Genomic DNA, 26,342 nt, shown 5'->3' with positions numbered 1-26,342 from the left:
TCGTGAAGGTCAAGGTTCAATCCTTCGCCGGCACCGACGCCGCGGACATCGAGCTCAACGACGAGGTCTTCGGCCTCGATCCGCGCGCCGACATCCTGCACCGCGTTGTGACCTGGCAGCTGGAAAAGCGTCGCGCCACCGCGCGCGGCACCCGTGAGCGCGCCGATGTCGCGCGTTCGGGCAAGAAGCTCGGTCGCCAGAAGGGCGGCGGTGTCGCTCGTCACGGCGATCGTCGGGCCCCCGTCTTCATCGGCGGTGGTAAGGCGCACGGCGCTCGCGTCCGCGACTTCAACCCGGGCCTGAACAAGAAGGTTCGCGCTCTGGGTCTGAAGATGGCGCTGTCGAGCCATGCCAAGGCGGGTTCGCTGATCGTGATGAACGATCTGGCGGTCGCTGGTAACAAGACGAAGACGCTGCAGGGCGATCTGGTGAAGCTCGGCTTCGGCAAGACCGCGCTGGTCATCGATGGCGACGCCGTCGAAACGTCGTTCGCGCTGGCCGCAGGCAACCTGAAGGAAATCAACATCCTTCCGGCCGCTGGCGCCAATGTCTACGACATTCTGAAGCATGACACCCTGGTGCTGACGCGCTCGGCTGTCGAAAAGCTGGAGGCCCGTTTTAATGGCTAAGCAGCAGAAGGCGGTCGATCCGCGTCATTACGACGTGATCGTTGCGCCGCACATCACCGAGAAGGCGACGCTCCTCAGCGAGCACAACGCCGTGGTGTTCAAGGTCGCTTCGGGCGCTACCAAGCCCGAGATCAAGGCGGCCGTCGAGGCTCTGTTCGACGTGACCGTCACCGGCGTGAACACGATCGTCCAGAAGGGCAAGACGAAGCGTTGGAAGGGTGCTCCCTATCAGCGTTCCGACATGAAGAAGGCGATCGTCACCCTCAAGGACGGTCAGTCCATTGACGTGACGACGGGGATCTGAGGCGATGGCACTCAAGCATTATAACCCGACGAGCCCGGCCCGCCGTGGCCTGATCCTCGTCGACCGCTCGGCGCTCTGGAAGGGCGCGCCCGTCAAGGCGCTCACCGAAGGCAAGCGCAAGACCGGCGGCCGCAACAACAAGGGCCATGTGACCAGCCGCGGTATCGCGGGCGGCCACAAGCAGCGCTATCGCTTCATCGACTTCAAGCGTCGCCAGTGGGACGTCGAGGGCACCGTGGAGCGGATCGAATATGATCCCAACCGCACCGCTTTCATCGCGCTCATCAACTATGGCACCGACGAAGCCGGCAAGGTTGACCAGTCCTACATCATCGCGCCCCAGCGTCTGGCTGTTGGCGATAAGGTGATCGCGGGCAAGAAGACCGACGTGAAGCCGGGCAATGCCATGGAGCTGGGCCAGATGCCGGTCGGCACGATCGTCCACAACGTCGAGATGAAGCCCGGCAAGGGCGGTCAGATCGCACGTTCGGCCGGCACCTATGTGCAGGTCGTGGGCCGCGACAAGGGCATGGTCATCGTCCGTCTGAACTCGGGCGAGCAGCGCTACATCCATGCGAACTGCATGGCGACCGTCGGCGCGGTGTCGAACCCCGACAACGGCAACACCAACCTGGCGAAGGCCGGTCGCAACCGTTGGAAGGGCCATCGTCCGCTGACCCGCGGTGTTGCGAAGAACCCGGTCGACCACCCGCACGGCGGTGGTGAAGGCCGGACCTCGGGCGGCCGTCATCCGGTCACCCCGTGGGGCAAGCCGACGAAGGGTGCGCGCACTCGTCACAACAAGGCGACGGACAAGATGATCATCCGTAGCCGTCACGCCAAGAAGAAGGGCTAACACGCAATGGCTCGTTCCGTTTGGAAGGGTCCTTTCGTGGACCTCCATCTCCTGAAGAAGGCCGAAGTGGCTCAGGATGCTGGCAATCGCGCAGGTCCGATCAAGACCTGGTCGCGTCGCTCGACCATCCTGCCGTCGTTCGTCGGTCTGACCTTCAACGTCTACAACGGTCGCAAGTTCGTTCCCGTCTCGGTGAACGAGGACATGGTCGGCATGAAGCTCGGTGAATTCGCGCCCACGCGCTACTTCCCCGGTCACGCTGCCGACAAGAAGGGTAAGCGCTGATGTCGAAGCCCGCATCCCCCCGCAAGGTCGGTGACAAGGAAGCGCTGTCGGTCGGCACGCAGATCCGTGGTTCGGCGCAGAAGCTGAACCTGGTTGCAGCGCTCATCCGCGGCAAGAAGGTCGGCGACGCGATGAACATCCTCGCCTTCTCGACGAAGGCGATGGCCGTCGACGCGCGCAAGGTGCTCGCCTCGGCGATCGCCAATGCCGAGAACAACCACAACCTCGACGTCGACGCCCTCGTCGTCGCCGAGGCGTCGGTCGGCAAGTCGATCACCATGAAGCGTTTCGCGACGCGCGGTCGTGGCAAGTCGACCCGCATCCTGAAGCCGTTTTCGCGGCTCCGCATCGTCGTCCGCGAGCAGGAAGAAGCATAATGGGTCAGAAGAGCAATCCGATCGGCCTGCGTCTCCAGATCAACCGTACCTGGGACAGCCGCTGGTTCGCCGAAGGCCATGACTATGGCCGCCTGCTGCTGGAGGATCTGAAGATCCGCCAGTTCATCATGAAGACGCTGCCCCAGGCCGCGATCTCGAAGGTCGTTATCGAGCGTCCGGCCAAGCTGTGCCGCATCTCGATCTTCGCGGCGCGTCCGGGCGTGATCATCGGCAAGAAGGGCGCCGACATCGAAAAGCTTCGCAAGAAGCTGGGTTCGATGACCTCGTCCGACGTGTCGCTGAACATCGTCGAAATCCGCAAGCCCGAGATCGACGCCAAGCTCGTCGCCCAGGGCGTGGCCGACCAGCTGGAGCGCCGTATCGCGTTCCGTCGCGCCATGAAGCGTGCGGTGCAGTCCGCGCTCCGTCTGGGCGCCGAAGGCATCCGTATCACCTGCGGCGGCCGTCTGGGCGGCGCGGAAATCGCGCGTACCGAATGGTATCGTGAAGGCCGCGTTCCGCTGCACACGCTGCGTGCGAACGTCGACTATGCCGAAGCGCAGGCCCACACCGCTTATGGTGTGTGCGGCGTGAAGGTGTGGATCTTCAAGGGCGAGATCCTGGGCCATGACCCCATGGCGCAGGACCGGCTGATGATGGAGGCTCAGACCTCCGGCGTGCGCCCGGCGCGCGACGATCATCGCCGCTAAGGATCAAAGAACATGCTGCAACCAAAGCGCACCAAGTTCCGCAAGGCCTTCAAGGGCCGCATCCACGGCGATGCGAAGGGCGGCACCAGCCTGAACTTCGGTTCCTATGGCCTGAAGGCCATGGAGCCGGAGCGTATCACGGCTCGCCAGATCGAGGCGGCTCGCCGCGCGATCACGCGTCACATCAAGCGCCAGGGGCGTTTGTGGATTCGTATCTTCCCGGACGTGCCCGTCTCGTCGAAGCCTGCCGAAGTCCGCATGGGCTCGGGCAAGGGTTCGCCGGAATTCTGGGCCGCCCGCGTGAAGCCCGGTCGCATCCTGTTCGAGCTCGACGGTGTCGACGGCCCGCTGGCCGCCGAGGCATTCGAGCGCGCGGCGATGAAGCTGCCCATCAAGACCAAGGTCGTTGCCCGCCTGGGCGACACCTCGCACCTCGGAGGCGAGTAATGGCCAAGACTGAATATACCGGCCAGAGCGACGACCAGCTCGTCGAGGCGCTGGGCAACCTGAAGCGTGAGCAGTTCAACCTGCGCTTCCAGGCGGCCACGAGCCAGCTCGAAAAGCCCAGCCGGGTCAAGGAAGTCCGTCGCGACATCGCGCGGATCAAGACCATTCAGGCGCAGCGCACCGCTGCGGCTGCCAAGTAAGGACCGAGACACATGCCGAAGCGCGTGCTGACCGGGGTGATTGTCTCGGACAAGACCGACAAGACGGTCGTCGTCAATGTGGAGCGGAAGGTTAAGCACCCCCTCTACGGCAAGATCATCCGTCGGTCGAAGAAGTATCATGCTCACGATGAGAGCAATGAGTACAAGGCCGGTGAGACGGTGCGGATCGAAGAGACCGCCCCGATCTCCAAGCTGAAGACCTGGAAGGTCGTCGAGCGGGTCGATACCCACCTGACGCCCGAGCGGGCCTCGGCCGAAGGCTAAAAGCCCTTGATTGCGTGCCCCGCTTCTCCGTCAAGGGAGGGGCGGGGTTCGGAATGAAGGCCGTCCCTTCGGGGGCGATGAGCGGATTGGTCGAAAGGGCGGGGCGACTCGCTTGCCTTTCGCACCAGGAGTGGCTATGGGGCCTCTCCCCCTGGCGCAGCAGCCCTGCGCCGGGGGTCGTTTTTTAAGGCGGGGTCGGGTCGGTATCCACCCCAGAAGAGAGAAGGAAGCGGATCCATGATCCAGATGCAGTCCAATCTCGACGTCGCGGACAACAGCGGCGCGAAGCGGGTGCAGTGCATCAAGGTGCTGGGCGGCTCGAAGCGCCGTACCGCATCGGTCGGCGACATTATCGTCGTCAGCGTCAAGGAAGCGCAGCCGCGTGGCCGCGTGAAGAAGGGCGACGTTCACCGCGCTGTGATCGTGCGTACCGCCAAGGACATCCGCCGCGCCGACGGTTCGGTGATCCGTTTCGACGGTAACGCCGCCGTGCTGGTCAACAAGAACGAGGAGCCGATCGGCACCCGTATCTTTGGCCCGGTCGTGCGTGAGCTTCGCGGTAAGAAGCACATGAAGATCATCTCGCTGGCGCCGGAGGTTTTGTAATGGCCGCTGCACGCATCAAGAAGGGTGACAAGGTCATCGTCCTGTCCGGCAAGGACAAGGGCAAGACCGGCACCGTGTCGCTGGCGATGCCGAAGGACGGCAAGGTCGTCGTGGACGGCGTGAACATCGCCACCCGTCACCGCAAGCCGACCCAGGCGAACCCGCAGGGTGGCCTGGAGCGCACGGCTGCTCCGCTGCACATCTCGAAGGTTGCGCACGTGACCGCCGATGGCAAGCCGACCCGCGTCCGTTTCGAGACGCAGGATGGCAAGAAGGTCCGCGTGGCCGTCAAGACCGGGGAGAAGATCGATGGCTGATTACAAGCCCCGCATGAAGGCTATCTACGAGGATAGCATCATCAAGGCGATGACCGAGAAGTTCGGTTACAAGAACGTCAACGAGATCCCCCGGATCGAGAAGATCGTGCTCAACATGGGCGTGGGCGAAGCGACGCAGGACAAGAAGCGCGTCGACCAGGCCGCCTCCGAGATGGAGCTGATCGCCGGTCAGAAGCCCGTCATCACCAAGGCGAAGAAGTCGATCGCGCAGTTCAAGCTGCGTGAAGGCATGCCGATCGGTGTGAAGGTCACGCTGCGTCGCGAGCGCATGTACGAATTCCTGGACCGCTTCATCACGATCGCGCTGCCGCGCGTTCGCGACTTCCGCGGCCTGAATCCGAAGTCCTTCGACGGTCGCGGCAACTATGCCTGCGGCATCAAGGAACAGATCATCTTCCCCGAAATCAACTATGACCGCATCGACAAGGTGCGCGGCATGGATGTGATCGTGACCACCTCGGCGAAGACCGACGACGAAGCGCGCGAGCTGCTGCGTCTCTTCGGCTTCCCGTTCCCCAAGGAAGACGCTGCCGACGAGAAGAAGGCGGCGTAACCGGACTGCCCCCTCTCCACGCCGGGGAGGGGGTCCTTACAGAAAGAGCTTAAGTCCATGGCGAAACTGAGTTCAATCAATAAGAACGAGAAGCGTCGCCTTCTCGTCAAGAAGTATGCGGGCAAGTACGCGAAGCTCAAGGCGATCGCGAACGACCAGAGCCTCGATGAGACCGAGCGTCTGATCGCGCGCCTGAAGATGGCCGAGATCCCCCGCAACGGCAATCCGACCCGTATCCGCAATCGCTGTGAGATCACCGGTCGTCCGCGTGCGTATTACCGCAAGTTCCGTCTCGCTCGCGTCATGCTGCGTGAACTGGCCAACAAGGGCCAGATCCCCGGCGTCACCAAGTCGAGCTGGTAAGGACCATTTGAGATGGCAGTGACCGATCCCCTGGGTGACTTGCTCACCCGCATCCGCAACGGCCAGCGCGCGCGCAAGGACTCCGTCCTGACGCCTGCGTCGAAGCTGCGCGCCCGCGTGCTCGACGTGCTTCAGCGCGAGGGCTATATCCGTGGCTACAGCGAAGAGCAGATGGGCCCCGCGGCCGGCATCCGCATCGAGCTGAAGTATTTCGAAGGCCAGCCCGCGATCAAGCACGTCGCGCGCGTGTCGAAGCCCGGCCGCCGTATCTATTCGGGCGCGCAGGATCTTCCCCGCGTTCGCAACGGCCTGGGCATCACCATCGTGTCGACGCCGCGTGGCGTTCTGTCGGACGCCGAAGCGCGTGAGCAGAACGTCGGTGGCGAAGTCCTGGCGGAGGTGTTCTGATGAGCCGCATCGGTAAGAAGGCGGTCCCGGTTCCGGCCGGCGTCACCGCAACCATCGCCGACAAGGTGCTGAGCGTGAAGGGTCCCAAGGGTACCCTCTCCATGCCGCTCGCCGACGAGATCACCTATGACGTCCAGGCGGACGCCATTGCGGTGCAGCCTGCCAACGCCACGAAGCGCGCTCGCGCGTTCTGGGGCATGCAGCGCACCATGGTGCAGAATCTCGTCACCGGCGTGACCGCAGGCTTCTCGAAGAAGCTGGTCATCACCGGCGTCGGCTACCGCGCCGCCGCGCAGGGCAAGACCCTGAAGCTGCAGCTCGGCTACAGCCACGACGTCAACATCGACGTGCCGGAAGGCCTCGAGGTGAAGACGCCGGACGCCACCACCGTCGAAATCAGCGGTGCGGACAAGCAGAAGGTCGGCCAGCTGGCCGCCGAGATCCGCCGCTGGCGTAAGCCCGAGCCGTATAAGGGCAAGGGCATCAAGTACGACGGCGAGTTCATCTTCCGCAAGGAAGGGAAGAAGAAGTAATGACCAAGGGTCTCTCTCTTTTCGAGAAGCGCCGTCGGCGCAACCGTACCGCGCTGCGTGCGCGGGCCGGCACCCGTCCGCGCCTGTCGGTGCATCGCTCGGGCAAGCACATCTATGCCCAGGTGATCGACGACGAGGCAGGTCGTACCGTGGCTTCGGCCTCGACGCTGGAGAAGGACGCACGCGGCCAGTCGGGCGCGAACGTCGCAGCGGCGAGCGAAGTCGGCAAGCGCGTGGCCGAGAAGGCCAAGGCCGCCGGTGTCACGCAGGTCGTTTTCGACCGTGGCGGCTTCCTGTTCCACGGTCGCGTCAAGGCGCTGGCCGAGGCGGCACGCGAAGCGGGATTGGAGTTCTAATATGGCTGACGAGAACAACGTGGCCGTTGCCGGTGCCGAAGGCGCTGCGCAGGACGCGACCCAGGGTCGTGGTCCCCGGGGCGGCCGTGGCCGTGGTCCGGGCGGCGGTGACCGCGGCCGTGGTGGCCGTGACGGCAACCGTGGTCGTCGCGACGACCGTCGCGGCAACCCCGAGGAGCAGGGCGAAGAGCTGATCGAAAAGCTCGTCCACATCAACCGCGTCTCGAAGACCGTGAAGGGTGGTAAGCGTTTCGGCTTCGCCGCGCTCGTCGTGGTCGGCGATGGCAAGGGACGTGCGGGCTTCGGTCATGGCAAGGCGCGCGAAGTGCCGGAAGCCATCTCGAAGGCGACGGCTGCCGCCAAGAAGGCGATGGTCCGCGTTCCGCTGAAGGACGGTCGCACGCTGCATCATGATGGCAACGGCCATTTCGGTGCGGGCCGCGTGACGGTGCGTTCGGCTCCGCAGGGTACCGGCATCATCGCCGGTGGTCCGATGCGCGCCATCTTCGAATCGCTCGGCGTTGCCGACGTGGTGACGAAGTCGGTCGGTACGTCGAACCCGTACAACATGATCCGTGCCACCTTCGAGGCGCTGGGCGAGCAGACCTCGCCCAAGTCGGTGGCGCAGCGTCGTGGCAAGAAGATCGCCGACCTGCTGGGTCGCGGTCACGGTGCCACCCAGCAGACTGCCGAGGCGGAAGCCGCGGCCGTCGTGGAGTAAGCGACCATGGCTACCATCAAGATCAAGCAGACCGGTTCGCCGATCCGCCGCACCAAGGACCAGCGCGCGACCCTCGTCGGCCTGGGCCTGAACAAGATGCACAAGGTCTCCGAGCTTCAGGACAGCCCTGAAGTCCGCGGCATGATCCGCAAGGTGCAGCACATGGTTCAGGTGGTGGACTGAGCTCTGTCCTCAAGACAGACTCATATCCGTCACATTGAACAGTGACAAACACGGGGAAGGGGGCTATGCGGCCCCCTTCCTTTTATCTAGCGGCCGTGATTCTTCGGAGTGACGGCCATGCGCGAAACAAGCGAAAGCGAGTGCAAATCATGAAGCTGAACGAACTTTTCGACAACCAGGGTGCCCGCAAGTCCAAGATCCGCGTCGGTCGCGGTATCGGTTCGGGCAAGGGCAAGACCGGTGGTCGCGGCGTCAAGGGCCAGAAGAGCCGTGAGGGCGTGTCCATCGCGGGCTTCGAGGGCGGTCAGATGCCGCTCCACATGCGTCTGCCGAAGCGTGGCTTCAACAACATCTTCGCCAAGGACTATGCCGAGGTGAACCTGGGCGCGATCCAGAAGGCGATCGACTCGGGCAAGCTGAAGACCGACGGCACGATCGATCACGCCGCGCTGAAGGCCGCTGGCCTGGCCCGTGGCGGCAAGGATGGCGTGCGTCTGCTCGGCAAGGGCGAGCTGACCACCAAGCTGTCGTTCGTCGTGCAGGGCGTGTCGGCCTCGGCGCGTGAAGCGGTCGAAAAGGCCGGTGGTTCGGTCGACGTGCCGCACGTCGTGCCCGCCGCCGAAAAGGCCGCCGCGAAGAAGGGCCAGACCCGCGCCGCGAAGCTCGCCGCCAAGGCCTGAACCGGATAAAGTCCGCCGCTGTCACGGGGCAAATGCCACACGGACAGCGGCGGATTTTTCATCCGGGTTAGACAAGCGCGTCTTCGCGCCTATATGAGCGGCGGGGCGGTTCAAAACGCATCCCGCCGTTTTTCGTTTCCAGGATAACGCAACAGCTATGGCATCCGCAGCCGACCAGATGGCGCAAAGCATCAGCCTGGCGAAATTCGCCAAGGCCACCGACCTCAAGAAGCGGCTGTGGTTCACGATCGGCGCGCTGATCGTCTTCCGCCTGCTCAGCTATGTTCCGCTGCCGGGCGTCGACCCGACCGCGCTGGGCCTGCTGAGCCAGAAGACCACGGGCGGCGTGCTCGACTTCTTCAACACCTTCTCGGGCGGCTCGCTCAGCCGCATGTCGCTGATCGCGCTGGGCGTGATGCCGTACATTACGGCGTCGATCGTCGTGCAGCTCGCGACCTCGCTGAGCCCGCAGCTCGCCGCCATCAAGAAGGAAGGCGAGAGCGGCCGCAAGAAGCTGAATCAGTATACGCGCTACGGCACGGTGCTACTGACCGCGATCCAGGGCTATTTCATCGCCGCCGGGCTCGAGACGCTGGGCGCCAGCCAGGGCATCCAGGCGGTGATCGAACCGGGCATGACCTTCCGCATTGCGGCGGTGATCTCGCTGATCGGCGGTACCATGTTCCTGATGTGGCTGGGTGAGCAGATCACCAGCCGGGGCATCGGTAACGGCGTCTCGCTGATCATCATGGCGGGCATCGTCGCCCACCTGCCGACGACACTCATCAACCTGCTGGAAGGCGGGCGTTCGGGCAGCATCGATCCGGTGCGCCTGATCCTTATCATCCTGGCGGTCGTCGTCCTCGTCCTGTTCATCTGTTTCATGGAGCGCGCGCAGCGCCGCATCCTGATCCAGTATCCGAAGCGCGCGACGCAGCGGGGCATGCAGGCGGATCGCAGCCACCTGCCGCTGAAGATCAACACTGCGGGGGTGATCCCTCCGATCTTCGCCTCGTCGCTGTTGCTGATGCCGCTGACCATCTCGCAGTTTGCGGGCCAGCGTGTGGCGGGTGAGAGCCGCTGGGGCGACTTCATCATCAGCCTCAACCAGTATCTGCAGCACGGCAGCCCCGTGTACATGCTGCTCTACGGCGCGGGCATCATCTTCTTCTCGTTCTTCTACACCGCGGTGGTGTTCAACCCGGAAGAGACGGCCGACAACCTGAAGCGCTATGGCGGGTTCATCCCCGGCATCCGTCCGGGCAAGAACACCGAGACCTATCTCGATTATGTGCTGACCCGTATCACGGTCATCGGTGCGGCCTATCTGACGATCATCTGTCTGCTGCCCGAATATCTGGTCTCGGCGCTGCAGATCCCCTTCTATCTAGGTGGCACCAGCCTGCTGATCGTCGTCAACGTGACGATGGATACGGTGACCCAGATCCAGAGCCACTTGCTCGCGCATCAATATGGCGATCTGATCAAGAAGGCGAAGCTGAAGGGCGGTCGCCTGCGCTGATCGCGCAGGTGGTTTCAGGGACAAGAAGGGGAGAGTGACGTGGGCGTGAACATCATCCTGCTGGGTCCGCCGGGGGCGGGCAAGGGAACCCAGGCGCAGCGGCTGGTGGCCAATCGCGGCATGGTGCAGCTGTCGACCGGCGACATGCTGCGTGCTGCGGTGAAGGCGGGCAGCCCCGTCGGGCTCCAGGCCAAAGCGGTGATGGACGCGGGCGAGCTGGTGTCGGACGCGATCGTCTCGGCGCTGATCGGCGAGCGGCTCGACCAGGCCGATGCCGAAGGCGGCGCGATCTTCGACGGCTATCCCCGCACCGCCGCCCAGGCCGAGGCGCTCGACATGCTGCTGGCCGAGCGTGGCAAGACGCTGGACCATGTCATCGAGCTGGCGGTGGACGAGGATGCGCTGGTCGAGCGAATCACCGGCCGCTTCACCTGCGCCTCGTGCGGCGCGGGCTATCACGACAGCTTCAAGCCGACCCAGGTCGAGGGCGTCTGCGACGTCTGCGGCTCGACGGAGTTCAAGCGTCGCCCGGACGACAATGCCGAGACGGTGCGCACGCGCATGGCGGAATATCGGGCGAAGACGGCGCCGATCCTGCCGATTTATGAAGCGCGCGATATCGTGACCCGGGTCGACGGCATGGCGGCGATGGATGAGGTGGGCGCGGCGATCGACGCGGTGCTCGACCGCTGATCCTCGGTTCGATCGGATTTCAGGAGGGGCGCGGCCGAAAGGCGGCGCCCCTTTTTTCGTTACATCCCGAAAGAAACTTTTTGTAAAAAGCCCCTCTCCCGGCAGGGGGAGGGGTGGGGAGGGGCAGGGCCGCGAAGACTGGTCTCGGTGAGACCTTAAGCCCTCCCCCATCCCCTCCCGCCTGCGGGAGGGGAGCGGCCAAGGGCCATCGTTGGAAGCGTTCTGGGTGCAGAGAGGCGGACGGCTTCGGCGGAACACGCCAAACGTCTCGCCCGCATCAGGGAACCGGCCTACACCGCTTCTCATGACCGTGCCGATCGCCGACTATTACCGCCACTTGACCGTCGACTTGCGCCGCTCGGACCATACAGTGCGCGCCTATGTCACGACGGCGGAGCGGCTTTGCGCTTTTCTCTCCGAACATTGGGGAGAGGCCATTGACGGCGCAGCGCTGGCCCGCATTACTGCCGCCGACCTCCGGGCCTATCTGGCGCGACGTCGGGGCGAGGGGCTGGCGGCGTCCTCGACCGCGCGGGAATTGTCGGCGGTGCGGACCTTCCTTCATTGGGCCGGCGTTGAGCCGCCCGCCCTGAAGGGACCTCGCCGCAAGCGCAGCCTGCCGCGCCCCCAGTCACCCGCCGACATCATGGCGCTGGGCGAGGATATGGGAGACCATGCCGCCGAGCCGTGGATCGCGGCGCGGGACTGGGCGGTGCTGCTGCTGCTTTATGGCGCGGGCCTACGCATCGGGGAGGCGTTGGCGCTGACCGCCGATATCCTGCCGTTGGGCGAGACGATCCGGGTGACGGGCAAGCGCGGCAAGACCCGGATCGTCCCGCTGCTCCCTGAACTGCGCTCCGCGATAGAGGCCTATGCCGCGCAGAGCCCCTATCCGTTGATCCCGAACGAAGCGCTGTTTCGGGGCGCGAAGGGCGGTCCGCTATCGCCCGCAATCATCCGGCGGGCGGTGCAGGGCGCGCGCGAGCGGTTGGGGCTGGGCGGGCGGACGACGCCGCATGCGTTGCGGCACAGCTTCGCGACGCACCTGCTGGGTCGCGGAGCGGATTTGCGGCAACTCCAGGAACTGCTCGGCCATGCCAGCCTCAGCTCGACCCAGATTTATACGGCGGTCGATGCCGCGCATCTGCTCGACGTGTACCGGACCGCACACCCGCGCGCCTGATTACCGTTTGCCGTGGGGCTTCCAGGTGACCACGCGCCAGAGATAGCCGATGACGATCGCCACCGTCATCGCGATGGCCGCCGGGCCGATATAGCGGTTGATCGCCTCGAAGTTCGATCCCAGCCACAGTCCGGCATAGGCGAGGATCACGTTCCAGATCGTGCTGCCCGCAAAGGTCCAGAGCAGGAACTTGCCCAAGGGCATCCGCGTGATCCCCGCAGGCAGCGAGATCAATGTGCGGAACGCGGGCATGAAGCGAAAGACGAACACCACCCAGCCGCCATGCCGAACGAAGAACAGGTGCAGCCGCTCGACATCGCGCCACTCCATGGTCAGCCACCGGCCATGCTTGTCAATGAACGGGCGGAAGCGCTCATAGCCGATATAGCGCCCGACCGCGTACCAGGCGTAATTGCCCGCCGTCGTCCCGGCCGTGCCCCAGAGGATCAGCGGGATCATCTCCATCTGCCCGCGCGCCACCGCCATGCCGCCCAGGCCCATGATGACCTCGGACGGGATCGGCGGTATGATATTTTCCAGCGCCATCAGCAGGAAGATGCCGAAATAGCCGCCCCAGGCGATCAGGTTGAGAATGAAATCGGTCATGCGTGCAGGGATGTACCGATGAGGGCAGGGGCGGTTCCCGTAGACGGCCTGGGCACTCGGCGAAAGAGCCGGACCGACTGATGACGCCGCTTGACGGAACCGGCGGGTTGCGCGAACCCGCTGGCCATGGCCGATACACCCAAAACGTCGGAGACGAAGGACACGCTGCGCTTCTTCCTGAAGCTGGCCCTGTTCGTCTTCATCCTGCGCAGCTTCATCGTGACGTCGTTCGTCATCCCCTCGGAATCGATGCTGCCGCGCCTGTTGATCGGCGACTATCTGTTCGTGACCAAGTGGAATTACGGCTATTCGCGCTGGTCGCTGCCCTTCGGCCTGCCGCTGCTGCCTGGCCATATCCTGGGCCGTGCGCCGACACGCGGCGATGTCGTGGTGTTCCGCTCGCCGGGGCCCGACGATCATGACGTCATCAAGCGGGTGATCGGCCTGCCCGGCGATACGATCCAGGTGACGAACGGTCAGGTGATCCTGAACGGTCGCCCGATCCCCAAGCAGCGCGTCGCCGACTTCGTCCTGCCGCTGACCCCCAATTTCGGCTTCAAGGAGTGCGGACCGTTCGTCGACACGGTCGATGGCAAGCCGGTCTGCCGCTATGCCCGGTTCCGCGAGACGCTGCCGAACGGCAAGACCTATGACGTGCTCGACCAGGGCAACTTCCCCGACCGCGACGATACGGTTCTCTACAAGGTGCCAGAGGGCCATGTCTTCCTGATGGGCGACAATCGCGACGACTCCGCCGACAGCCGGTTCGCGCCGCCCCAGGGCATGGGCATGATCCCGATGGAGCGGCTGGAAGGGCGCGCCGCGATCACCTTCTTCTCGACCGATGGCTCGGCCGAGTGGATCAAGCCCTGGACCTGGGTATCGGCCGCGCGCTGGAACCGGATCGGAGAAGGGTTTTGAGCGCGGTCGATGACTGGCTGGCGCAGGTTCTGGGCCGGGCGCCCAAGGATAGCGTCCCCTTTCACCGGGCACTGACCCATGGCAGCCAGGCGGCCGAGAATTACGAGCGGCTGGAGTTTCTGGGCGACCGGGTGCTGGGTCTGGTCATGGCCGAATGGCTGTGGGAGCAATTCCCGACCGAGCCCGAGGGGCAGTTGTCGCGTCGGCTCAATTCGCTGGTGACCGGCGCGGTCTGTGCGGAGGTTGCGCGGGACCTGGGCGTGCGCAATCACTTGCGCCTCGGCAAGCAGGCACGCGACGACGGCGCGTCGGACAGCGACAATGTGCTCGGCGACGTGATGGAGGCGCTGATCGGTGCCTGGTATCGCGAGGCGGGGCTGGACGCGGCGCGCGCCTTTATCCGCCGGGCCTGGGGCGACCGAGTGCACTCGCAAGGCAAGGCACCGCAGCACCCTAAATCGGCGCTGCAGGAATGGGCCGCCGCGCATAATCGCAAGGCCCCGGAATATGTGGTGACGGACCGCTCGGGCCCGCATCATGCGCCGCGCTTCACCGTGACGGTGCGGATCGGTCGCACGGCGGAAGCCAGCGCGACGGGAGCCAACAAGCAGGAAGCCGAGACGGCCGCCGCCAAGGCGTTGTTGGCGAAGCTGAAGGCTTAAACCCTGCGTTCCCCGGCGAAGGCCGGGGTCCAGTTTCTATGCACTATCGAGAACGATATCTGTCTGGCGCGTTGGCGAACAGGCAGCTGTGTGGAATCTGGGCCCCGGCCTTCGCCGGGGAACAGATAGATTCATGACGCTGCTCGCTCGTTCACCGGACTCAGCGCCCCTTGGCCGCCGCGGCTTGTTTCTTGGCCTGCACCTTGGCGCGGTGATGGCCGATCGCGCAGCCCGCCGCCGCACCCAGCACGGCATGGCCCTTGCCGACGAAATGGCCACCGACGCCACCGACCGCCGCGCCCTTCAGGCAGCCCTTGGCCGAGGCAGGGCCCGCGACGGTCAGCAATGCAGCGGCCGACAGGGCGGTGATGAGGGTCTTCATGGCAACTCTCCTGGCTCTTGAAATCGTGGCTGGAAAAATGCGCGCGGGGGCGTGGCCGTTCCGTGATGCGACCATTACATTCCGTCCATGTGGGCTGGCCGTTGCGGGAAGGGGGCCGGACCTGTACCGCTGGGGCATGACTGAACAACGTTGCGGCCTCGTGGCCGTCGTCGGCGCGCCCAATGCCGGCAAATCCACCCTCGTCAATGCGCTGGTCGGCCAGAAGGTCGCCATCGTCAGCCCCAAGGCGCAGACGACCCGCGCCAAGCTGCTTGGCGTCGCGATCGAGGGGGATGCGCAGATCCTGCTGGTCGACACGCCCGGCATCTTCGAGCCCAAGCGCCGCCTGGACCGCGCGATGGTCGCCGCCGCTTGGGAAGGCGCGGAGGGCGCCGACATCCTGGCGCTGGTCGTCGACGGCAAGGGCGGCATCGGCCCCAAGGTCACCGCCATCGCCGAATCGATCGCGCACCGGCCCGAGCCCAAGCATCTGATCCTCAACAAGGTCGACATCGCCGACAAGGCGCGTCTGCTGGGTCATGCCGAGAAGCTGAACGCGGTCGTGCCCTTCGACGAAATCTGGTTCGTCTCGGCCCAGACCGGCGACGGCCTGCCCGAGCTGAAGGCGCATTTCGCCAAGCTGATGCCCGAGGGGCCGTGGCATTACCCCGAGGATCAGGTGTCCGACGCCACCGAACGCGCACTGGCCGCCGAGGTGACGCGCGAGCAGATCTATCTCCAGCTTCATGCCGAGCTGCCCTATGCCAGCGCGGTCGAGACCGAGGCCTATAAGGAGCGCGAGGACGGATCGGTCGAGATCCACCAGCAGATCCTGGTCGAACGCCCGACCCAGCGCGCCATCGTGCTGGGCAAGAATGGGGTGCGGATCAAGGAAATTGGGGCCAGGGCCCGCGAGGAACTGTCGCGCATCCTGGGGCACAAGGTTCACCTGTACCTGCATGTGAAGGTGAAGCCGGGCTGGGACGAGGATCGTTCGGTGTACAAGGATATCGGGTTGGATTGGGTGGACTGATTTTGTTTGGGTTGGGGGCTCGGTGAGACACCTTTGCCCTCCCCCATCCCAGTTTCAGGTAAACGATGCCCCGCATCGTTTAGGTCATGCCGGGGGCATGACCGACCTGAAACTCGCCTGCGGGAGGGGTGCGTTGTTAGGCAAGTGTCGGGTATAAGCCTCGCGACCATCGCTTATAGAAGCGTGACCCTTTGAGCGGGGCACGCCCCTCCCGCAAGCGGGAGGGGATGGGGGAGGGCAGGGGCTAGGCGGCAGACCCGCCAAGCCGCCCTAAAGCCCACTCCACCGCCTCCACTACCACCGGGTCAACATCCCCCAGCAACCCCTGCAACACCGGCACCAGCTCCGACGCGCCGCTATTTCCCGCCGCAATCGCGGCATTGCGCACCATCCGGTTGCGCCCGATCCGCTTGATCGGCGAACCCGAAAACACCTGCCGGAAACCGGCATCGTCCAGCGACAGCAAATCCCCTAGCTCCGGCGCGGTCAGCTCGGCGCGGGGGTGAAACGCCATGTTTGCCTGTGCGGCGGCCGCGAACTTGTTCCAGGGGCACACCGCCAGGCAATCGTCGCAGCCATAGATGCGGTTGCCCATCGCCGCCCGGAATTCCTCGGGGATTGGCCCGGCATGTTCGATCGTCAGATAGGAAATGCACCGCCGCGCATCGAGTTGGTAAGGTGCCGGAAACGCGTCGGTAGGGCAGGCCCGCTGGCACGCGTCGCACCGCCCGCAGGTGTCGCGCGCCACGGCATCGGGCTCCAGTTCCAGCGTGGTGTAGATCGCCCCCAGGAACAGCCAGCTGCCATGGTCCCGGCTGACGAGGTTGGTGTGCTTGCCCTGCCAGCCCAGCCCGGCCGCCTCGGCCAGCGGCTTTTCCATCACCGGCGCGGTGTCGACGAACACCTTCAGGTCGCACTTGGCCTCCTGCGCCAGCCAGCGGCCCAGCGCCTTTAGCTGGCGCTTCACCACATCGTGATAATCCGCGCCCTGCGCATAGACCGAGATGCGCCCGATCCGCCCCTGATCGGCCAGCCGCATCGGGTCCTCGGCGGGAGCATAGCTGACGCCCAGCGAGATGACGCTCTTCACCTCGGGCCACAGACTGGCGGGGCTCTGGCGCTGGTGCGCGCGGTCGGCCATCCAGATCATCGACCCGTGCCGTCCCTCGGCCAGCCATTGGTGCAGCCGCTCGACGGTTTTGGGCGCGGCGTCGGGATGGGTGATGCCGATCGAGGCGAAGCCCAGTTCGGCCGCCTTTGCCTTGATCCGGGTTTCCAGCTTGTCTTGCGCCACAAACGCCCGCTACCACAGGCGATCAGGGAGGGACAATCAGCGTGGAAAATCAGTGGGCGGTCAGCGCCTCGGGCCTCGCCAAGCGTTTCGGCGACCGGCGTGTCGTCGATGGGGTGGACATCGCTGTCCCGACCGGCGCGGTGTACGGTGTGCTCGGCCCCAATGGCGCAGGCAAGACGACGACGCTGCGCATGTTGCTGGGCATCATCGAACCCGATGAGGGGCAGCGGACGCTATTGGGTTATGCCCATCCGCGCGAGGCGAGCGATCTGGTCGGCTATCTGCCCGAGGAGCGGGGGCTGTACCCGGCGATGAAGGCGCGCGAGGCGATCGCCTTCATGGGTGCGCTGCGCGGGCTCGACTGGAAGACGGGTCGGGCGCGGGCGGGTGAGCTGCTCGAACAGGCCGGGCTCGGCCATGCCGCCGACAGCAAGATCCGCAAATTGTCCAAGGGCATGGCGCAGCTGGTCCAGCTGCTTGGCTCGGTCGTCCATCGCCCGAAGCTGCTGGTGCTGGACGAACCTTTCTCCGGCCTGGACCCCGTCAATCAGGAACGGCTGGAGGCGCTGATCCTGGGTGAGCGCGACCGGGGGGCGACGATCCTGTTCTCCACCCATGTCATGGCCCATGCCGAGCGGCTGTGCGACCGCCTGGCGATCATCGCGGGCGGGCAGCGGCGGTTCGAGGGGACGGTGGACGAGGCGCGCGGTACGCTGACCGCCCGGGTGCGCTATCGCCCGCGCGATCCCGACCGGGTGACACCCACCCTGCTGCCCGCCGATGCGGTGCGTGACGGGGCCGACTGGCGCTTTCCCCTGCCGGATGAGGGGATAGAGCCGGTGCTCGGTCGGTTGCTGGCGGCAGGAGCCGGTATTCTGAACCTGTCGATCGAGCGGCCCAGCCTGCACGAAGCCTTTGTCCGCATCGTCGGCGAACAGACTCCCCAGGAGAATGCGGCATGAGCCCGACCCGTCGGTTGATCCGCCAGACCATGACGATCGCGCGCCGCGATTTCGTCGCGACTGTCTTCACCCCCATTTTCCTGCTGTTCCTGTTCGCGCCGCTGATCATGGTGGCGTTCAGCACCGTCGGCGCGATGGGCGCGGCGCAGGCGGCCGACCATGGCGCCGACCGGGTGCGCATCGTCGCGATCGTCCCGGATACGCTCGCCCGGACGCTTGTCGAGGCGGACACCCGCACCCGCACGGTGTTTCGCCGCGACGAGGAGCCGCCCGAGCTGGTCACCCTCGCACCCGACGGAAACCCCGCCGCCCAGGCCCGCGCGGCGTTCGAGGCGAAGGATTATGACGCGACGGCGGTGCTGTACGGCCCGCTCGACCGACCGACGATCCTGTACGGCGCGCGCGGATCGCGGGCGGCCGATTATCTGGTTGTACTGGCCGGACAGGCACTGTCGGCCGAGCGGCTGGGCGGGCCCCTGCCTCGGATCGAGGCGACCAAGACCGCCTTTTCGCGCCAGCGTGCGACGCTGGGCGGGCAGAACCAGACCGCGTTCCTGGCGGTGTTTGGCGTGTTCTTCCTTACCCTGTTCCTGGCGGGGCAGGTCGTCGGCACCATGGCCGAGGAACGGTCGAACAAGGTGATCGAGGTGCTGGCCGCCGCCGTGCCGCTGGAGGCGGTGTTCCTGGGCAAGCTGCTCGGCATGTTCGGGGTAGCGGTGCTGTTCGTCACCTTCTGGGGCACGGTGCTCGGCCAGGTGACGAGCGTGTTGCCGCCCGCCTTTGCCGGGATGGTGGGGGAGCTGTCGCCGGCGGTCGGCCTGCCGATGTTCACCGTCCTGTTCGTCACCTATTTCACCATGGCCTATCTGCTGCTGGGCTCGGTGTTCCTGACGATCGGGGCGCAGGCCTCGACCATGCGGGAAATCCAGATGCTCTCGCTGCCGATCACCATCGTGCAGGTCGGCATGTTCACCCTGACGCTGAGCGGCCTGTCGCAGCCGGGTAGCTGGCTGGCGGTGGTTGCCGAAGTCTTCCCGCTATCCTCGCCTTTTGCGATGGCGGGCATGGCGGCGGCGAGCGACTCGCTGTGGCCGCATGCCGTGGCGCTGGCGTGGCAGGCGCTGTGGGTAGCGCTGTTCGTGACGCTGGGCGCACGACTGTTCCGGCGCGGGGTGCTGCAATCGGGGAGCGTCCGGCCGTTCTGGCGGCGCAAGGGGGTTTAAGCGGAAAGGAGAGTGGGCGTGCTTGCCGGTGCGCCGGGCCTTCCTATCTTAGGTGAATGACTGCATCCTCTTCTGATCGCCGCGCATTTCTTTCGCTGATGGGCCTGGGTACGCTGGGTATCGGCCTGTCCGCCTGCGGGCGTCAGGCCGATGCGGCCGAGCGCTTTCCCGTGGCCATGAGCGATGCTGCCTGGCGGCAGAAGCTCGGCCCGGCGGCCTATAATGTCCTGCGGCACGAAGGGACCGAGCGGCCCTATTCCAGTCCGCTCAACGGCGAACACCGCAACGGCATTTTCGCCTGCAAGGGCTGCGCGCAGCCTGTCTTCTCCTCGAAGACCAAGTTCGAGAGCGGCACCGGCTGGCCGAGCTTCTGGGCGCCGCTGCCCCGCGCGGTGGCGACGCGGAGCGATCGGTCGCTGATGATGGAGCGGGTGGAGGTGCATTGCAGCCGGTGCGGCGGGCATCTCGGCCATGTCTTCGATGACGGGCCCAAGCCGACGGGCAAGCGTTACTGCATGAATGGTGTGGCGATGACGTTTCGGGCGGCGTGAAGCAAGGCTAAGTTACGCCTGTCTTCGCAAGGAGTGGAAAGCCCGCGCTTACTCGACCGGAGCGGCGAAGGTCATGATGCCCGAAACCCGGCCATCGTTGCGCGAAGCGATTTCGGTGGCGGGCAGGTCGGCGGTGCCGCCCTTGTGGCCCGAATAGATGAAACCCTTGGTCGGATAGGCCGAGGTGCCCAGGCCGCCAGTCGGGCCGTACCAGACCTTGACCATCGACCAATCATTGTTCGGCGAGACGTCGATGGCGCGGACGTCACGCTCGATGCCGCCGCGACGCGACCAGTTGGCATGGGTCAGGAGGACTTCGCGGTCGCTGACGACCTTGCTGACCATGGCGACATGGCCGACGCGCATCCGGTGGGTGGCCTCGAAAGCGAGGACGGCGCCTTCCTGCGGGGTGTGGCCACGGTCGTAGCGACCCTGGGCCTGGCTCCACCAGGTGTTGGCGTTGCCGTGAAGATCGATGCCCGAAATCTCGCGAGCATAGGGCGCACACTGCCAGAACTGCGCGGCAGCGGGAGTGGCCATCATCAGGCCGCACGATGCCATCAGCGCGAATCGCACTGCAAATGCCTTGAACTTCACATGACCCCCCGGTCGGAATGTCGGTGTGAGTGTCGATTAACCGGGGCTAAACGGATTGGAAAGGCGAGCCGGAACCATATCCGGTGAACGGTGTTCGGGCGGCGGTGACCCGAAAATCACGCGGCGAAACGATTTTTTCGTTCCTCGTTTCGCCGCGCCAGGGGCTCGGCTTATCGTCCGAGCAGGCGATCCACCGTGACTTGGGTCACGGAATGATAGCCGGAGCGCGCCTTGTCATAGATTCGGCTGGCCAGCACCTTGCCCCATTCGCCCTGGCCCTGAAGCTGCTGGAACAACGGCGCGACGAACTTGCGACGGCCCTGTGAGGTCAGGAACTGTTCGGCCGAGGCTTCGGCGGGCTGATAGCGATTGGCGAGCGCGAGGCGCAGCCAGGCGAAGCGGATTTCGCTGTTGCCGGTCTCGTTCCAATGGAACCGCCCGTCGAGCGCGGCGAGCCGTTCGGCCGACAGCTGGCGGGGTAGCTGGTCGAGGAAGCGGACATATTCCTGCGTCGTCACTTTGTCCGGCACCGCTGATACCGGGCCACCGGCGGCGAACGCCTTGGCGGCCGCGTCGATCGCGGGGAAGGCGTCGGAGCGGACATGCACGGCGTTGGCGGGAATGCCGGGCTGATAGACCCATTGATCGACGCCGATTTTTTCCGCTTCGCCGGGCTTGAGCAGGTTCTTGCGCAGGTCCGCCAGGAAGCCCGCGCTCGTCTGCGGCTGGAAGGCATGGCGGTCGAAATAGCTCCGCAGATACGCGTCCCAGCGGGGGCGGCCGACCACGGACTCGATCGTCCGCAGGAAGGTCGCACCCTTGTCATAGGCGATCTGGGTCATGCCGTCATCGGGATCGCGGGCCGCGTTCAGGTCCAGGTGCAGCTTGGTGTCGGGCGATTGCGGGCCGCCCGCTTCCTTCACCGCGTTCTGCATGTCGGTCCAGGCGAGATCGGCCTCCATCGCGGCGCGGCGCTTGCCGTACATCGACTCCATGATCCGGTTCTCGAAATAGCTGGTGAAGCCCTCGTTCAGCCAGAAATCGTCCCAGGTCGCGTTGGTGACCAGATTGCCCGACCAGCTATGCGCCAGCTCGTGCGCGATCAGGCTGACGAGGCTCCGGTCTCCCGCCAGCACGGTCGGCGTCGCGAAGGTCAGCATGGGGTTCTCCATGCCGCCGAACGGGAAGCTGGGCGGTAGAACCAGCACGTCGTACCGGCCCCAGCGATAGGGGCCGTACAGTCCCTCGGCGGCGCTCACGAACTTGTCGAGCCCGGCAAATTCCCAGGCCGCTTTGTCCAGCATCGCGGGCTCGGTCCAGATGCCGGTGTGCGCGCTGAGCGGCTTGAACTTCAGGTCGCCGATCGCCAGCGCGATCAGATAGGGGGCGACGGGCTTGTCCATGCGATAGCTGGCGGTGTGGCGGCCGTCATTACATGGCGTCTCGCCGGTCCGCTCGCCGCTCATCACGACGGTCAGCGCGCAGGGGGCGTTGATCGTCGCGTCCCAGGTCTGGCGGATGCCCGGCGAATCCTGGGTCGGAATCCAGCTGCGGTTGAGGATCGCCTCACCCTGGCTGAACAGATAGGGCTGCTTCTTGCCCGCCGTCTGTTCGGGCGACAGCCATTGCAGCGCCTTCGCGCCGGGAACCGAGGCATAGGCGATCTTGACCGTGCGCTGGCCGTTCAGCGTGATGGTCAGGGGGGCGCCATGCACCTTGTCGACCGCACCGATGCTATAGGGCAGGGGGCGGTTCTGCGCGTCCGTCACCGCCACGATGCGCAGGCCGTTGTCGTCGACGACCAACGTCTTGGCATCGGGCTTCGCATCGACCGACAGGGTCGCGATCCCGCGCATCACATGGCTGTCGAAATCGGCATAGAGGTTCAGCGAGACATGGGTCACCCGCGCCTCCAGCGGCCGGGCATAGCTGTGCACGTCGCGCGCGTCGGCGCTGGTCAGCACGGGGGCCACCTGCGGGGCGGCAGCGGGGGATTGGGCGGCGAGCAGAATCGCCAGGGCGGCCAGGGACATGGGCACTCCGAATGGGACAGGATGATTGCACCATAGCCGGATTGCGGACGAATGGGAGGGCTCTGGACGGGGACGCCGCTCGTAACCAGTTAGGGACGATGGATGAAATGACGCTGGCCGTGGTCGGGATCGACTTTCCCAATGAGGACAAGGCGCGAAGTAATCGACGATTCGAATTGCTCGCCTCGTCGGCGGGCGACCCGGTAAGCCTCCGGCCCGAGCCGCGCAACCGGCATGATCCCCATGCCGTCGCCGTCTTCAGCGCGCGGGACGTGCAGGTCGGCTATCTCTCCGCCGAGCGGGCGCCGCTGATCGGTGCGCGCATGCGGCGCGGGGAGGAGGTGCGGGCCATCTATCAGGGCATGAAGGGCTCGGTGGCCTATATTCGGGTGCGCTTCGGCGGCGGGGAGCCGACGCTGCCGGTCGTGGCGGCGTCGTCACCCACGCCGGTGGAAGATGACTTCCATCCCGATCCCGAAGGACCCGACTGGGGCGCCTGACGCTGGCAACAAAAAAGGGAGCCGAAAACGGCTCCCTTTCCGTTCGCCCGGAACTGCTCCCAAGCGATGAAAGTCCGGGCGAGGTTGCCCCCGCCCAGAACGATCAGTTGCTGTCGGCGTTGTCGTCCTTGACGATCGCGACAACGCCGATGGCGACAACGCCAGCAGCGATCAGAGCAGCCAGGATGCCGCCGCCGGCCAGCTTGTTGCCCTTGGCGGTCGGAGCCGACGCGCGGACCGACTTCGAGACCGACAGGCTGGCGGCGGGGTTGGCCGGAGCGGCAGCAACCGGAGCAGCAACCAGAGCGGTGGCGGCAACAGCAGACAGGAACTTCATCATACTCATTCTCCCATGGCGAACGACCGCCAAGACGCGGTGGTGTTCTTCGTCCCGATAGCGCATACGCACGCACCGGTAAATTTGTTCCTGCACTGCACCAAATTTTTTGCAGATGCGTGGAACATTTTGCCACACTATCTTCGTGCTCATGATCCTAGTGCAGAGAATGGTGTGGGATTACCGGCGGATAGCGGCCGTTGCCAGTCCGGCAAAGATCAACGCTCCGCCGCCCGCACGCTGGGCCCAGGCCTGGGCGCGGGGCGAACGCAGCAATCCGCCCGCACTGGACGCGGCCCAGGCATAGCAGGAGTCGGTCAGCGCCAGGACGATCACGAACGTCGCGATCAGGACCGGCGCCTGCGTCCAATAGGGGCGCGACGGATCGATGAACTGCGGGGCAAAGGCGGCCAGGAACAGGATCGTTTTGGGGTGAAAGGTGCCGACGCCCAGATTGCCCAGAAACGCCGCACGCGGCGAGATCATGCGCGGACGAATCGCCACGGCATGGGCGTTCCGCGCACGCCACAGGCCCATCGCGCCGACGACGATCAGATAGACCGCTCCGGCCCATTTGAGCAGCCCGAACAAAAAGGTCGACGCGGCCAGCACCGCGCCCATGCCGAGTAGGCTGGCGGTCGAGGCGGCCAGATTGCCCAGCATCAGGCCGCCGACCGAGGCAAAGGCGGTCCGCCGTCCCGATCCGATGGCATAGCCCAGGATCGCCGCCACGCCCGGTCCGGGGATCAGCCCGATCACCAGTGTCGCCGCGACAAAGGCGAACCACAGATCGAGGCGCATCAGCGGCCGCCGTCGCGCCGGGTCAGCGCCGCGACGCAGCTCGCCCGGTCGATCGCGCTGCCATCGGGCTCGCGCGCGTCTAGATAGGTCACGCGCGGCTCACCACCGTCCTTGGGATAGAGATAGGCGTCGAGCACGCAGAAACTGCCCTGAAACTGCAGCTTGCGTGCGGCCCCTTCGCGAACATCGGCGTCGGGCGTGCCGAACAGCTTCGTCAGTCCGGCGGCGTCCTGACCGATCACCCGTTCCAGACCGACATGGGTATAGGGGACGGGAACCGGGGCCATGCCGCCGCGGACGGGGGCGGCGGTCTGGGGCACGGTACAGCCTGCCAGCACGACGAACGGCAGCAAGGCCAGCGCAGGGGTGCGGATCACGCGCGGGGTCTCCTGTGAAAGACATGGGTCGCCATGCTCGCGCCCAGAACGGGTGCGAGCAGATTGAGCCCCGGAACCACGAACAGGGCCGCCGCGGCAAGCCCCAGCAGGAAGCGGGCGGGCCCGGTTGCCTTGCGCCAGCGCCGCATCGCCGCGCGGTCCATATGCCGCGCCGCCACCATATCGCCCAGGTCGCGCGACAACAGCCAGGCATTGACCAGCAGGAATGCCGCCGCCGTACCCACCCCGGTTGCGAGCAGGACGATGTAGAGCGGCAGCAGGAGCAGGTTGATCGCGATGACCCGGGCCGCCGATCCCAGGCCCATCGCCATGCCCCGCGCCAGCGGCACGGGCCTCGCGGTCGCCAGCGCCTGAGGATAATGGCGCGCCTCGACCGCCGCGACGATGTCGTCGGCGAACACGCCCACCACCGCGACGGCCACCGCGCGAAAGGCGAGCCAGAGCGCCAGTATCTCGACCACAAGGGTCAGCGCCGTCGACCAGCCACCCGCCTGCGCGCCCAGCCATCCGGTCAGGGCCGCGCGCACGCTCCACCACAGCGCGACCCCGGCGGCGGCGAACAGCGCGAAGGTGACCGCGAGCGAGCGGATCAGCACCCGGCGGATCGCCGGATCACCGAGCTGGCCCAGCGACAGGAAAAACGCGCTTATCATGGTCCAGGGATGACGTGGTGCACGGCGCAAAGTCAATGCAGTGCGGCCGGGCGAGGGGGCCAGCTTGCGCGGGACAGGCACCCTGACTAGGGCGGCGTCATCACCTGATTATTTTCGGAGCCCGTTTCTTGACCAACCCCACCTATGACGTGGTGGCGATCGGCAATGCGATCGTCGACATCCTCAGCCCGGCCGAGGATGCTTTCATCGCCGAACAGGGCATGACGAAGGGCGCGATGCAGCTCGTCTTCTCGCCCGAGGAAGCCGATGCGCTCTATGCCAAGATGGGCCCCGGTCGCGAGATTTCGGGTGGCTCGGCCGCCAACACGCTGGCGGGCATGGCGGCACTGGGCGGCAAGACCGCGTTCATCGGCCAAGTCGCCGACGACCAGCTGGGCGAGGTCTTCGCGCACGACATTCGCGCGGCGGGCGTCAAGTTCGACACGCCGGTCCGTCCCGGCCAGCCGACGACCGCGCGCTGCATGATCTTCGTGAGCCCCGATGGCCAGCGGACGATGAACACCTTCCTCGGCGCGTCGCATTATCTGCCTGCCGAGGCGCTCGACAAGGCGCTGATCGCCGATGCGGCCTATCTGTATATCGAGGGCTATCTGTGGGACCCCGAAGAGCCGCGCGCCGCGATGCGTGCCGCCATCGACGTCGCCCGCGCGGCCGGGCGCAAGATCGCCTTCACCGCCTCGGCCGAGTTCGTCATCGACCGCCACCGCGCCGATTTCCATGCGCTGATCGACGGCGGCATGATCGACGTGATCTTCGCCAACGAGACCGAGATCGTCGCGCTGACCGAGACGGCGGACGTCGATGCGGCGATCGCTTCGCTGAAGGACAAGGTCGAGACGCTGGTTGTCACTCTCGCCGAAAAGGGCGCGCTGGCGCAGCGCGGGGATGAGCGGGTCACGGTGCCGGCCCATCCGGTCGACAAGGTCGTCGACACGACGGGCGCGGGCGATCTGTTCGCATCGGGCTTCCTCTATGGTCAGACCCATGGCCAGGACCTGAAGGCCTCGCTGACGCTGGGTGCTGCCTGTGCGGCCGAGATCATCAGCCATTTCGGTGCCCGGCCCCAGGTCGACCTGAAGGCCCTGGCCGCCAGCCTGTAAGGCTCGGGCATAAAGGCCAAATAAGAAGGCCCGGAG

Annotated in this window: 39 protein-coding genes; 30 read left to right on the top strand and 9 right to left on the bottom strand. The window is 65.7% G+C overall.

All coding sequences use genetic code 11. The annotated features are described in order from the left end of the window. The first annotated feature begins 2 nt into the window (after positions 1–2). The 22 genes from rplD (at position 3) to SSA01S_RS05255 (ending at position 12,232) form a co-directional block, all read left to right on the top strand. Complete coding sequence (gene rplD / locus SSA01S_RS05360) at positions 3–629, top strand: 50S ribosomal protein L4 (protein ID WP_058716509.1); 627 nt, start codon at positions 3–5, stop codon at positions 627–629. Beyond that, entirely contained in the window at positions 622–933 is a 312-nt protein-coding gene (locus tag SSA01S_RS05355) for a 50S ribosomal protein L23 (RefSeq protein WP_058716510.1), read from the top strand. Before rplD ends, SSA01S_RS05355 begins: the two co-directional genes overlap by 8 nt. Before the next feature lie 4 nt (positions 934–937). Continuing rightward, positions 938–1,789, top strand: a complete 852-nt coding sequence (gene rplB / locus SSA01S_RS05350; protein WP_042491179.1) for a 50S ribosomal protein L2 — start codon at positions 938–940, stop codon at positions 1,787–1,789. 6 nt (positions 1,790–1,795) lie between these two features. Next, positions 1,796–2,074, top strand: a complete 279-nt coding sequence (rpsS, locus tag SSA01S_RS05345; protein WP_037569384.1) for a 30S ribosomal protein S19 — start codon at positions 1,796–1,798, stop codon at positions 2,072–2,074. Next, positions 2,074–2,451, top strand: a complete 378-nt coding sequence (gene rplV, locus SSA01S_RS05340; RefSeq protein WP_058716511.1) for a 50S ribosomal protein L22 — start codon at positions 2,074–2,076, stop codon at positions 2,449–2,451. Before rpsS ends, rplV begins: the two co-directional genes overlap by 1 nt. After that, positions 2,451–3,161, top strand: a complete 711-nt coding sequence (gene rpsC / locus SSA01S_RS05335; RefSeq protein ID WP_056430744.1) for a 30S ribosomal protein S3 — start codon at positions 2,451–2,453, stop codon at positions 3,159–3,161. The genes rplV and rpsC overlap by 1 nt, the downstream gene beginning before the upstream one ends. Positions 3,162–3,173: 12 nt before the next feature. Further along, complete coding sequence (gene rplP / locus SSA01S_RS05330) at positions 3,174–3,608, top strand: 50S ribosomal protein L16 (RefSeq protein ID WP_007406071.1); 435 nt, start codon at positions 3,174–3,176, stop codon at positions 3,606–3,608. Beyond that, positions 3,608–3,808 carry a 50S ribosomal protein L29 gene (rpmC, locus tag SSA01S_RS05325; RefSeq protein WP_007406063.1) on the top strand — a complete coding sequence of 67 codons (201 nt, stop codon included), beginning with the start codon at positions 3,608–3,610 and terminating at the stop codon, positions 3,806–3,808. The genes rplP and rpmC overlap by 1 nt, the downstream gene beginning before the upstream one ends. Before the next feature lie 12 nt (positions 3,809–3,820). Next, positions 3,821–4,093, top strand: a complete 273-nt coding sequence (rpsQ, locus tag SSA01S_RS05320) for a 30S ribosomal protein S17 (protein ID WP_058716512.1) — start codon at positions 3,821–3,823, stop codon at positions 4,091–4,093. A gap of 237 nt (positions 4,094–4,330) precedes the next feature. Beyond that, positions 4,331–4,699 carry a 50S ribosomal protein L14 gene (gene rplN, locus SSA01S_RS05315; RefSeq protein ID WP_007406105.1) on the top strand — a complete coding sequence of 123 codons (369 nt, stop codon included), beginning with the start codon at positions 4,331–4,333 and terminating at the stop codon, positions 4,697–4,699. Next, the gene (gene rplX, locus SSA01S_RS05310; protein WP_007406132.1) at positions 4,699–5,016 is read left to right on the top strand and encodes a 50S ribosomal protein L24; all 318 of its coding nucleotides are present in this window, start codon (positions 4,699–4,701) and stop codon (positions 5,014–5,016) included. Before rplN ends, rplX begins: the two co-directional genes overlap by 1 nt. Then, complete coding sequence (gene rplE / locus SSA01S_RS05305) at positions 5,009–5,590, top strand: 50S ribosomal protein L5 (protein ID WP_058716513.1); 582 nt, start codon at positions 5,009–5,011, stop codon at positions 5,588–5,590. Before rplX ends, rplE begins: the two co-directional genes overlap by 8 nt. Positions 5,591–5,647: 57 nt before the next feature. Continuing rightward, positions 5,648–5,953 (top strand): 30S ribosomal protein S14, encoded by a 306-nt coding sequence (gene rpsN, locus SSA01S_RS05300; protein ID WP_058716514.1) that lies wholly within the window; start codon positions 5,648–5,650, stop codon positions 5,951–5,953. Between the two features lie 12 nt (positions 5,954–5,965). Further along, complete coding sequence (rpsH, locus tag SSA01S_RS05295) at positions 5,966–6,361, top strand: 30S ribosomal protein S8 (protein WP_058716515.1); 396 nt, start codon at positions 5,966–5,968, stop codon at positions 6,359–6,361. Then, positions 6,361–6,894 carry a 50S ribosomal protein L6 gene (gene rplF / locus SSA01S_RS05290; RefSeq protein ID WP_042491159.1) on the top strand — a complete coding sequence of 178 codons (534 nt, stop codon included), beginning with the start codon at positions 6,361–6,363 and terminating at the stop codon, positions 6,892–6,894. The genes rpsH and rplF overlap by 1 nt, the downstream gene beginning before the upstream one ends. Then, positions 6,894–7,250: a 50S ribosomal protein L18 gene (gene rplR, locus SSA01S_RS05285; RefSeq protein WP_007406066.1), complete on the top strand. Its 357-nt coding sequence runs from the start codon at positions 6,894–6,896 to the stop codon at positions 7,248–7,250. The genes rplF and rplR overlap by 1 nt, the downstream gene beginning before the upstream one ends. A 1-nt stretch (position 7,251) precedes the next feature. Then, complete coding sequence (rpsE, locus tag SSA01S_RS05280) at positions 7,252–7,971, top strand: 30S ribosomal protein S5 (RefSeq protein WP_061779529.1); 720 nt, start codon at positions 7,252–7,254, stop codon at positions 7,969–7,971. A 6-nt stretch (positions 7,972–7,977) separates the two neighbouring features. Then, positions 7,978–8,154 carry a 50S ribosomal protein L30 gene (rpmD, locus tag SSA01S_RS05275; protein WP_042491154.1) on the top strand — a complete coding sequence of 59 codons (177 nt, stop codon included), beginning with the start codon at positions 7,978–7,980 and terminating at the stop codon, positions 8,152–8,154. Positions 8,155–8,303: 149 nt separating this feature from the next. Beyond that, positions 8,304–8,834 (top strand): 50S ribosomal protein L15, encoded by a 531-nt coding sequence (gene rplO, locus SSA01S_RS05270; RefSeq protein ID WP_061779528.1) that lies wholly within the window; start codon positions 8,304–8,306, stop codon positions 8,832–8,834. A gap of 157 nt (positions 8,835–8,991) precedes the next feature. Further along, the gene (gene secY / locus SSA01S_RS05265; RefSeq protein WP_058716517.1) at positions 8,992–10,356 is read left to right on the top strand and encodes a preprotein translocase subunit SecY; all 1,365 of its coding nucleotides are present in this window, start codon (positions 8,992–8,994) and stop codon (positions 10,354–10,356) included. A 45-nt stretch (positions 10,357–10,401) separates the two neighbouring features. Next, entirely contained in the window at positions 10,402–11,049 is a 648-nt protein-coding gene (locus SSA01S_RS05260) for an adenylate kinase (RefSeq protein WP_061779549.1), read from the top strand. A gap of 304 nt (positions 11,050–11,353) precedes the next feature. Further along, positions 11,354–12,232 carry a tyrosine recombinase XerC gene (locus SSA01S_RS05255; protein WP_061779527.1) on the top strand — a complete coding sequence of 293 codons (879 nt, stop codon included), beginning with the start codon at positions 11,354–11,356 and terminating at the stop codon, positions 12,230–12,232. Here the strand turns inward: SSA01S_RS05255 and SSA01S_RS05250 are convergent, their stop codons facing one another. Next, positions 12,233–12,838 carry a DedA family protein gene (locus SSA01S_RS05250; RefSeq protein WP_061779526.1) on the bottom strand — a complete coding sequence of 202 codons (606 nt, stop codon included), beginning with the start codon at positions 12,836–12,838 and terminating at the stop codon, positions 12,233–12,235. A 126-nt stretch (positions 12,839–12,964) separates the two neighbouring features. Here SSA01S_RS05250 and lepB point away from each other — a divergent pair, with 126 nt between their 5' ends. Together lepB and rnc are read left to right on the top strand one after the other, a co-directional pair. Further along, positions 12,965–13,759, top strand: coding sequence for a signal peptidase I (gene lepB, locus SSA01S_RS05245; RefSeq protein ID WP_061779525.1), 795 nt, complete (start codon positions 12,965–12,967; stop codon positions 13,757–13,759). Then, positions 13,756–14,421 carry a ribonuclease III gene (gene rnc, locus SSA01S_RS05240; protein ID WP_061779524.1) on the top strand — a complete coding sequence of 222 codons (666 nt, stop codon included), beginning with the start codon at positions 13,756–13,758 and terminating at the stop codon, positions 14,419–14,421. Before lepB ends, rnc begins: the two co-directional genes overlap by 4 nt. Before the next feature lie 160 nt (positions 14,422–14,581). Here rnc and SSA01S_RS05235 read toward each other — a convergent pair whose 3' ends face one another. Continuing rightward, positions 14,582–14,803: a hypothetical protein gene (locus tag SSA01S_RS05235; RefSeq protein ID WP_058733090.1), complete on the bottom strand. Its 222-nt coding sequence runs from the start codon at positions 14,801–14,803 to the stop codon at positions 14,582–14,584. A 136-nt stretch (positions 14,804–14,939) separates the two neighbouring features. On the opposite strand from SSA01S_RS05235, the gene era reads away from it, so the two are divergent. Continuing rightward, positions 14,940–15,836, top strand: coding sequence for a GTPase Era (gene era / locus SSA01S_RS05230; protein WP_061779523.1), 897 nt, complete (start codon positions 14,940–14,942; stop codon positions 15,834–15,836). A 244-nt stretch (positions 15,837–16,080) separates the two neighbouring features. Here era and queG read toward each other — a convergent pair whose 3' ends face one another. Continuing rightward, entirely contained in the window at positions 16,081–17,130 is a 1,050-nt protein-coding gene (queG, locus tag SSA01S_RS05225) for a tRNA epoxyqueuosine(34) reductase QueG (RefSeq protein ID WP_061779522.1), read from the bottom strand. Between the two features lie 41 nt (positions 17,131–17,171). On the opposite strand from queG, the gene SSA01S_RS05220 reads away from it, so the two are divergent. The 3 genes from SSA01S_RS05220 to msrB are packed head-to-tail and all read left to right on the top strand — an operon-like array spanning position 17,172 to position 19,866. Beyond that, positions 17,172–18,092, top strand: a complete 921-nt coding sequence (locus SSA01S_RS05220; RefSeq protein ID WP_419836505.1) for an ABC transporter ATP-binding protein — start codon at positions 17,172–17,174, stop codon at positions 18,090–18,092. Then, the gene (locus SSA01S_RS05215; RefSeq protein ID WP_061779520.1) at positions 18,089–19,315 is read left to right on the top strand and encodes an ABC transporter permease; all 1,227 of its coding nucleotides are present in this window, start codon (positions 18,089–18,091) and stop codon (positions 19,313–19,315) included. The genes SSA01S_RS05220 and SSA01S_RS05215 overlap by 4 nt, the downstream gene beginning before the upstream one ends. A 56-nt stretch (positions 19,316–19,371) precedes the next feature. After that, the gene (gene msrB, locus SSA01S_RS05210) at positions 19,372–19,866 is read left to right on the top strand and encodes a peptide-methionine (R)-S-oxide reductase MsrB (RefSeq protein WP_061779519.1); all 495 of its coding nucleotides are present in this window, start codon (positions 19,372–19,374) and stop codon (positions 19,864–19,866) included. A 48-nt stretch (positions 19,867–19,914) separates the two neighbouring features. Here the strand turns inward: msrB and SSA01S_RS05205 are convergent, their stop codons facing one another. Both SSA01S_RS05205 and SSA01S_RS05200 read right to left on the bottom strand, forming a co-directional pair. Further along, complete coding sequence (locus tag SSA01S_RS05205) at positions 19,915–20,409, bottom strand: CHAP domain-containing protein (protein WP_244885568.1); 495 nt, start codon at positions 20,407–20,409, stop codon at positions 19,915–19,917. 224 nt (positions 20,410–20,633) lie between these two features. After that, positions 20,634–22,496: a M1 family metallopeptidase gene (locus SSA01S_RS05200; protein WP_061779518.1), complete on the bottom strand. Its 1,863-nt coding sequence runs from the start codon at positions 22,494–22,496 to the stop codon at positions 20,634–20,636. A gap of 107 nt (positions 22,497–22,603) precedes the next feature. Between SSA01S_RS05200 and SSA01S_RS05195 the strand changes: the two genes are divergently transcribed. Then, on the top strand, positions 22,604–22,996 hold the full coding sequence (locus SSA01S_RS05195) for an HIRAN domain-containing protein (protein ID WP_240954594.1): 393 nt from the start codon (positions 22,604–22,606) through the stop codon (positions 22,994–22,996). Between the two features lie 103 nt (positions 22,997–23,099). On the opposite strand, the gene SSA01S_RS05190 is transcribed toward SSA01S_RS05195, so the two are convergent. The 4 genes from SSA01S_RS05190 to SSA01S_RS05175 form a co-directional block, all read right to left on the bottom strand. Further along, on the bottom strand, positions 23,100–23,336 hold the full coding sequence (locus tag SSA01S_RS05190) for a hypothetical protein (RefSeq protein WP_058734754.1): 237 nt from the start codon (positions 23,334–23,336) through the stop codon (positions 23,100–23,102). 177 nt (positions 23,337–23,513) lie between these two features. Further along, the gene (locus SSA01S_RS05185; RefSeq protein WP_061779516.1) at positions 23,514–24,134 is read right to left on the bottom strand and encodes a LysE family translocator; all 621 of its coding nucleotides are present in this window, start codon (positions 24,132–24,134) and stop codon (positions 23,514–23,516) included. After that, positions 24,134–24,511 (bottom strand): hypothetical protein, encoded by a 378-nt coding sequence (locus SSA01S_RS05180; RefSeq protein WP_156477670.1) that lies wholly within the window; start codon positions 24,509–24,511, stop codon positions 24,134–24,136. The genes SSA01S_RS05185 and SSA01S_RS05180 overlap by 1 nt, the downstream gene beginning before the upstream one ends. Beyond that, complete coding sequence (locus tag SSA01S_RS05175) at positions 24,508–25,185, bottom strand: EI24 domain-containing protein (RefSeq protein WP_061779515.1); 678 nt, start codon at positions 25,183–25,185, stop codon at positions 24,508–24,510. The genes SSA01S_RS05180 and SSA01S_RS05175 overlap by 4 nt, the downstream gene beginning before the upstream one ends. Positions 25,186–25,313: 128 nt before the next feature. On the opposite strand from SSA01S_RS05175, the gene SSA01S_RS05170 reads away from it, so the two are divergent. Then, positions 25,314–26,306 carry an adenosine kinase gene (locus SSA01S_RS05170; RefSeq protein ID WP_061779514.1) on the top strand — a complete coding sequence of 331 codons (993 nt, stop codon included), beginning with the start codon at positions 25,314–25,316 and terminating at the stop codon, positions 26,304–26,306. The last annotated feature ends 36 nt before the right edge of the window (positions 26,307–26,342 follow it).

This window comes from Sphingomonas sanguinis NBRC 13937, from assembly GCF_001591005.1.
Lineage (GTDB): Bacteria > Pseudomonadota > Alphaproteobacteria > Sphingomonadales > Sphingomonadaceae > Sphingomonas > Sphingomonas sanguinis.
This window is presented reverse-complemented; position numbering and strand designations above follow the sequence as displayed.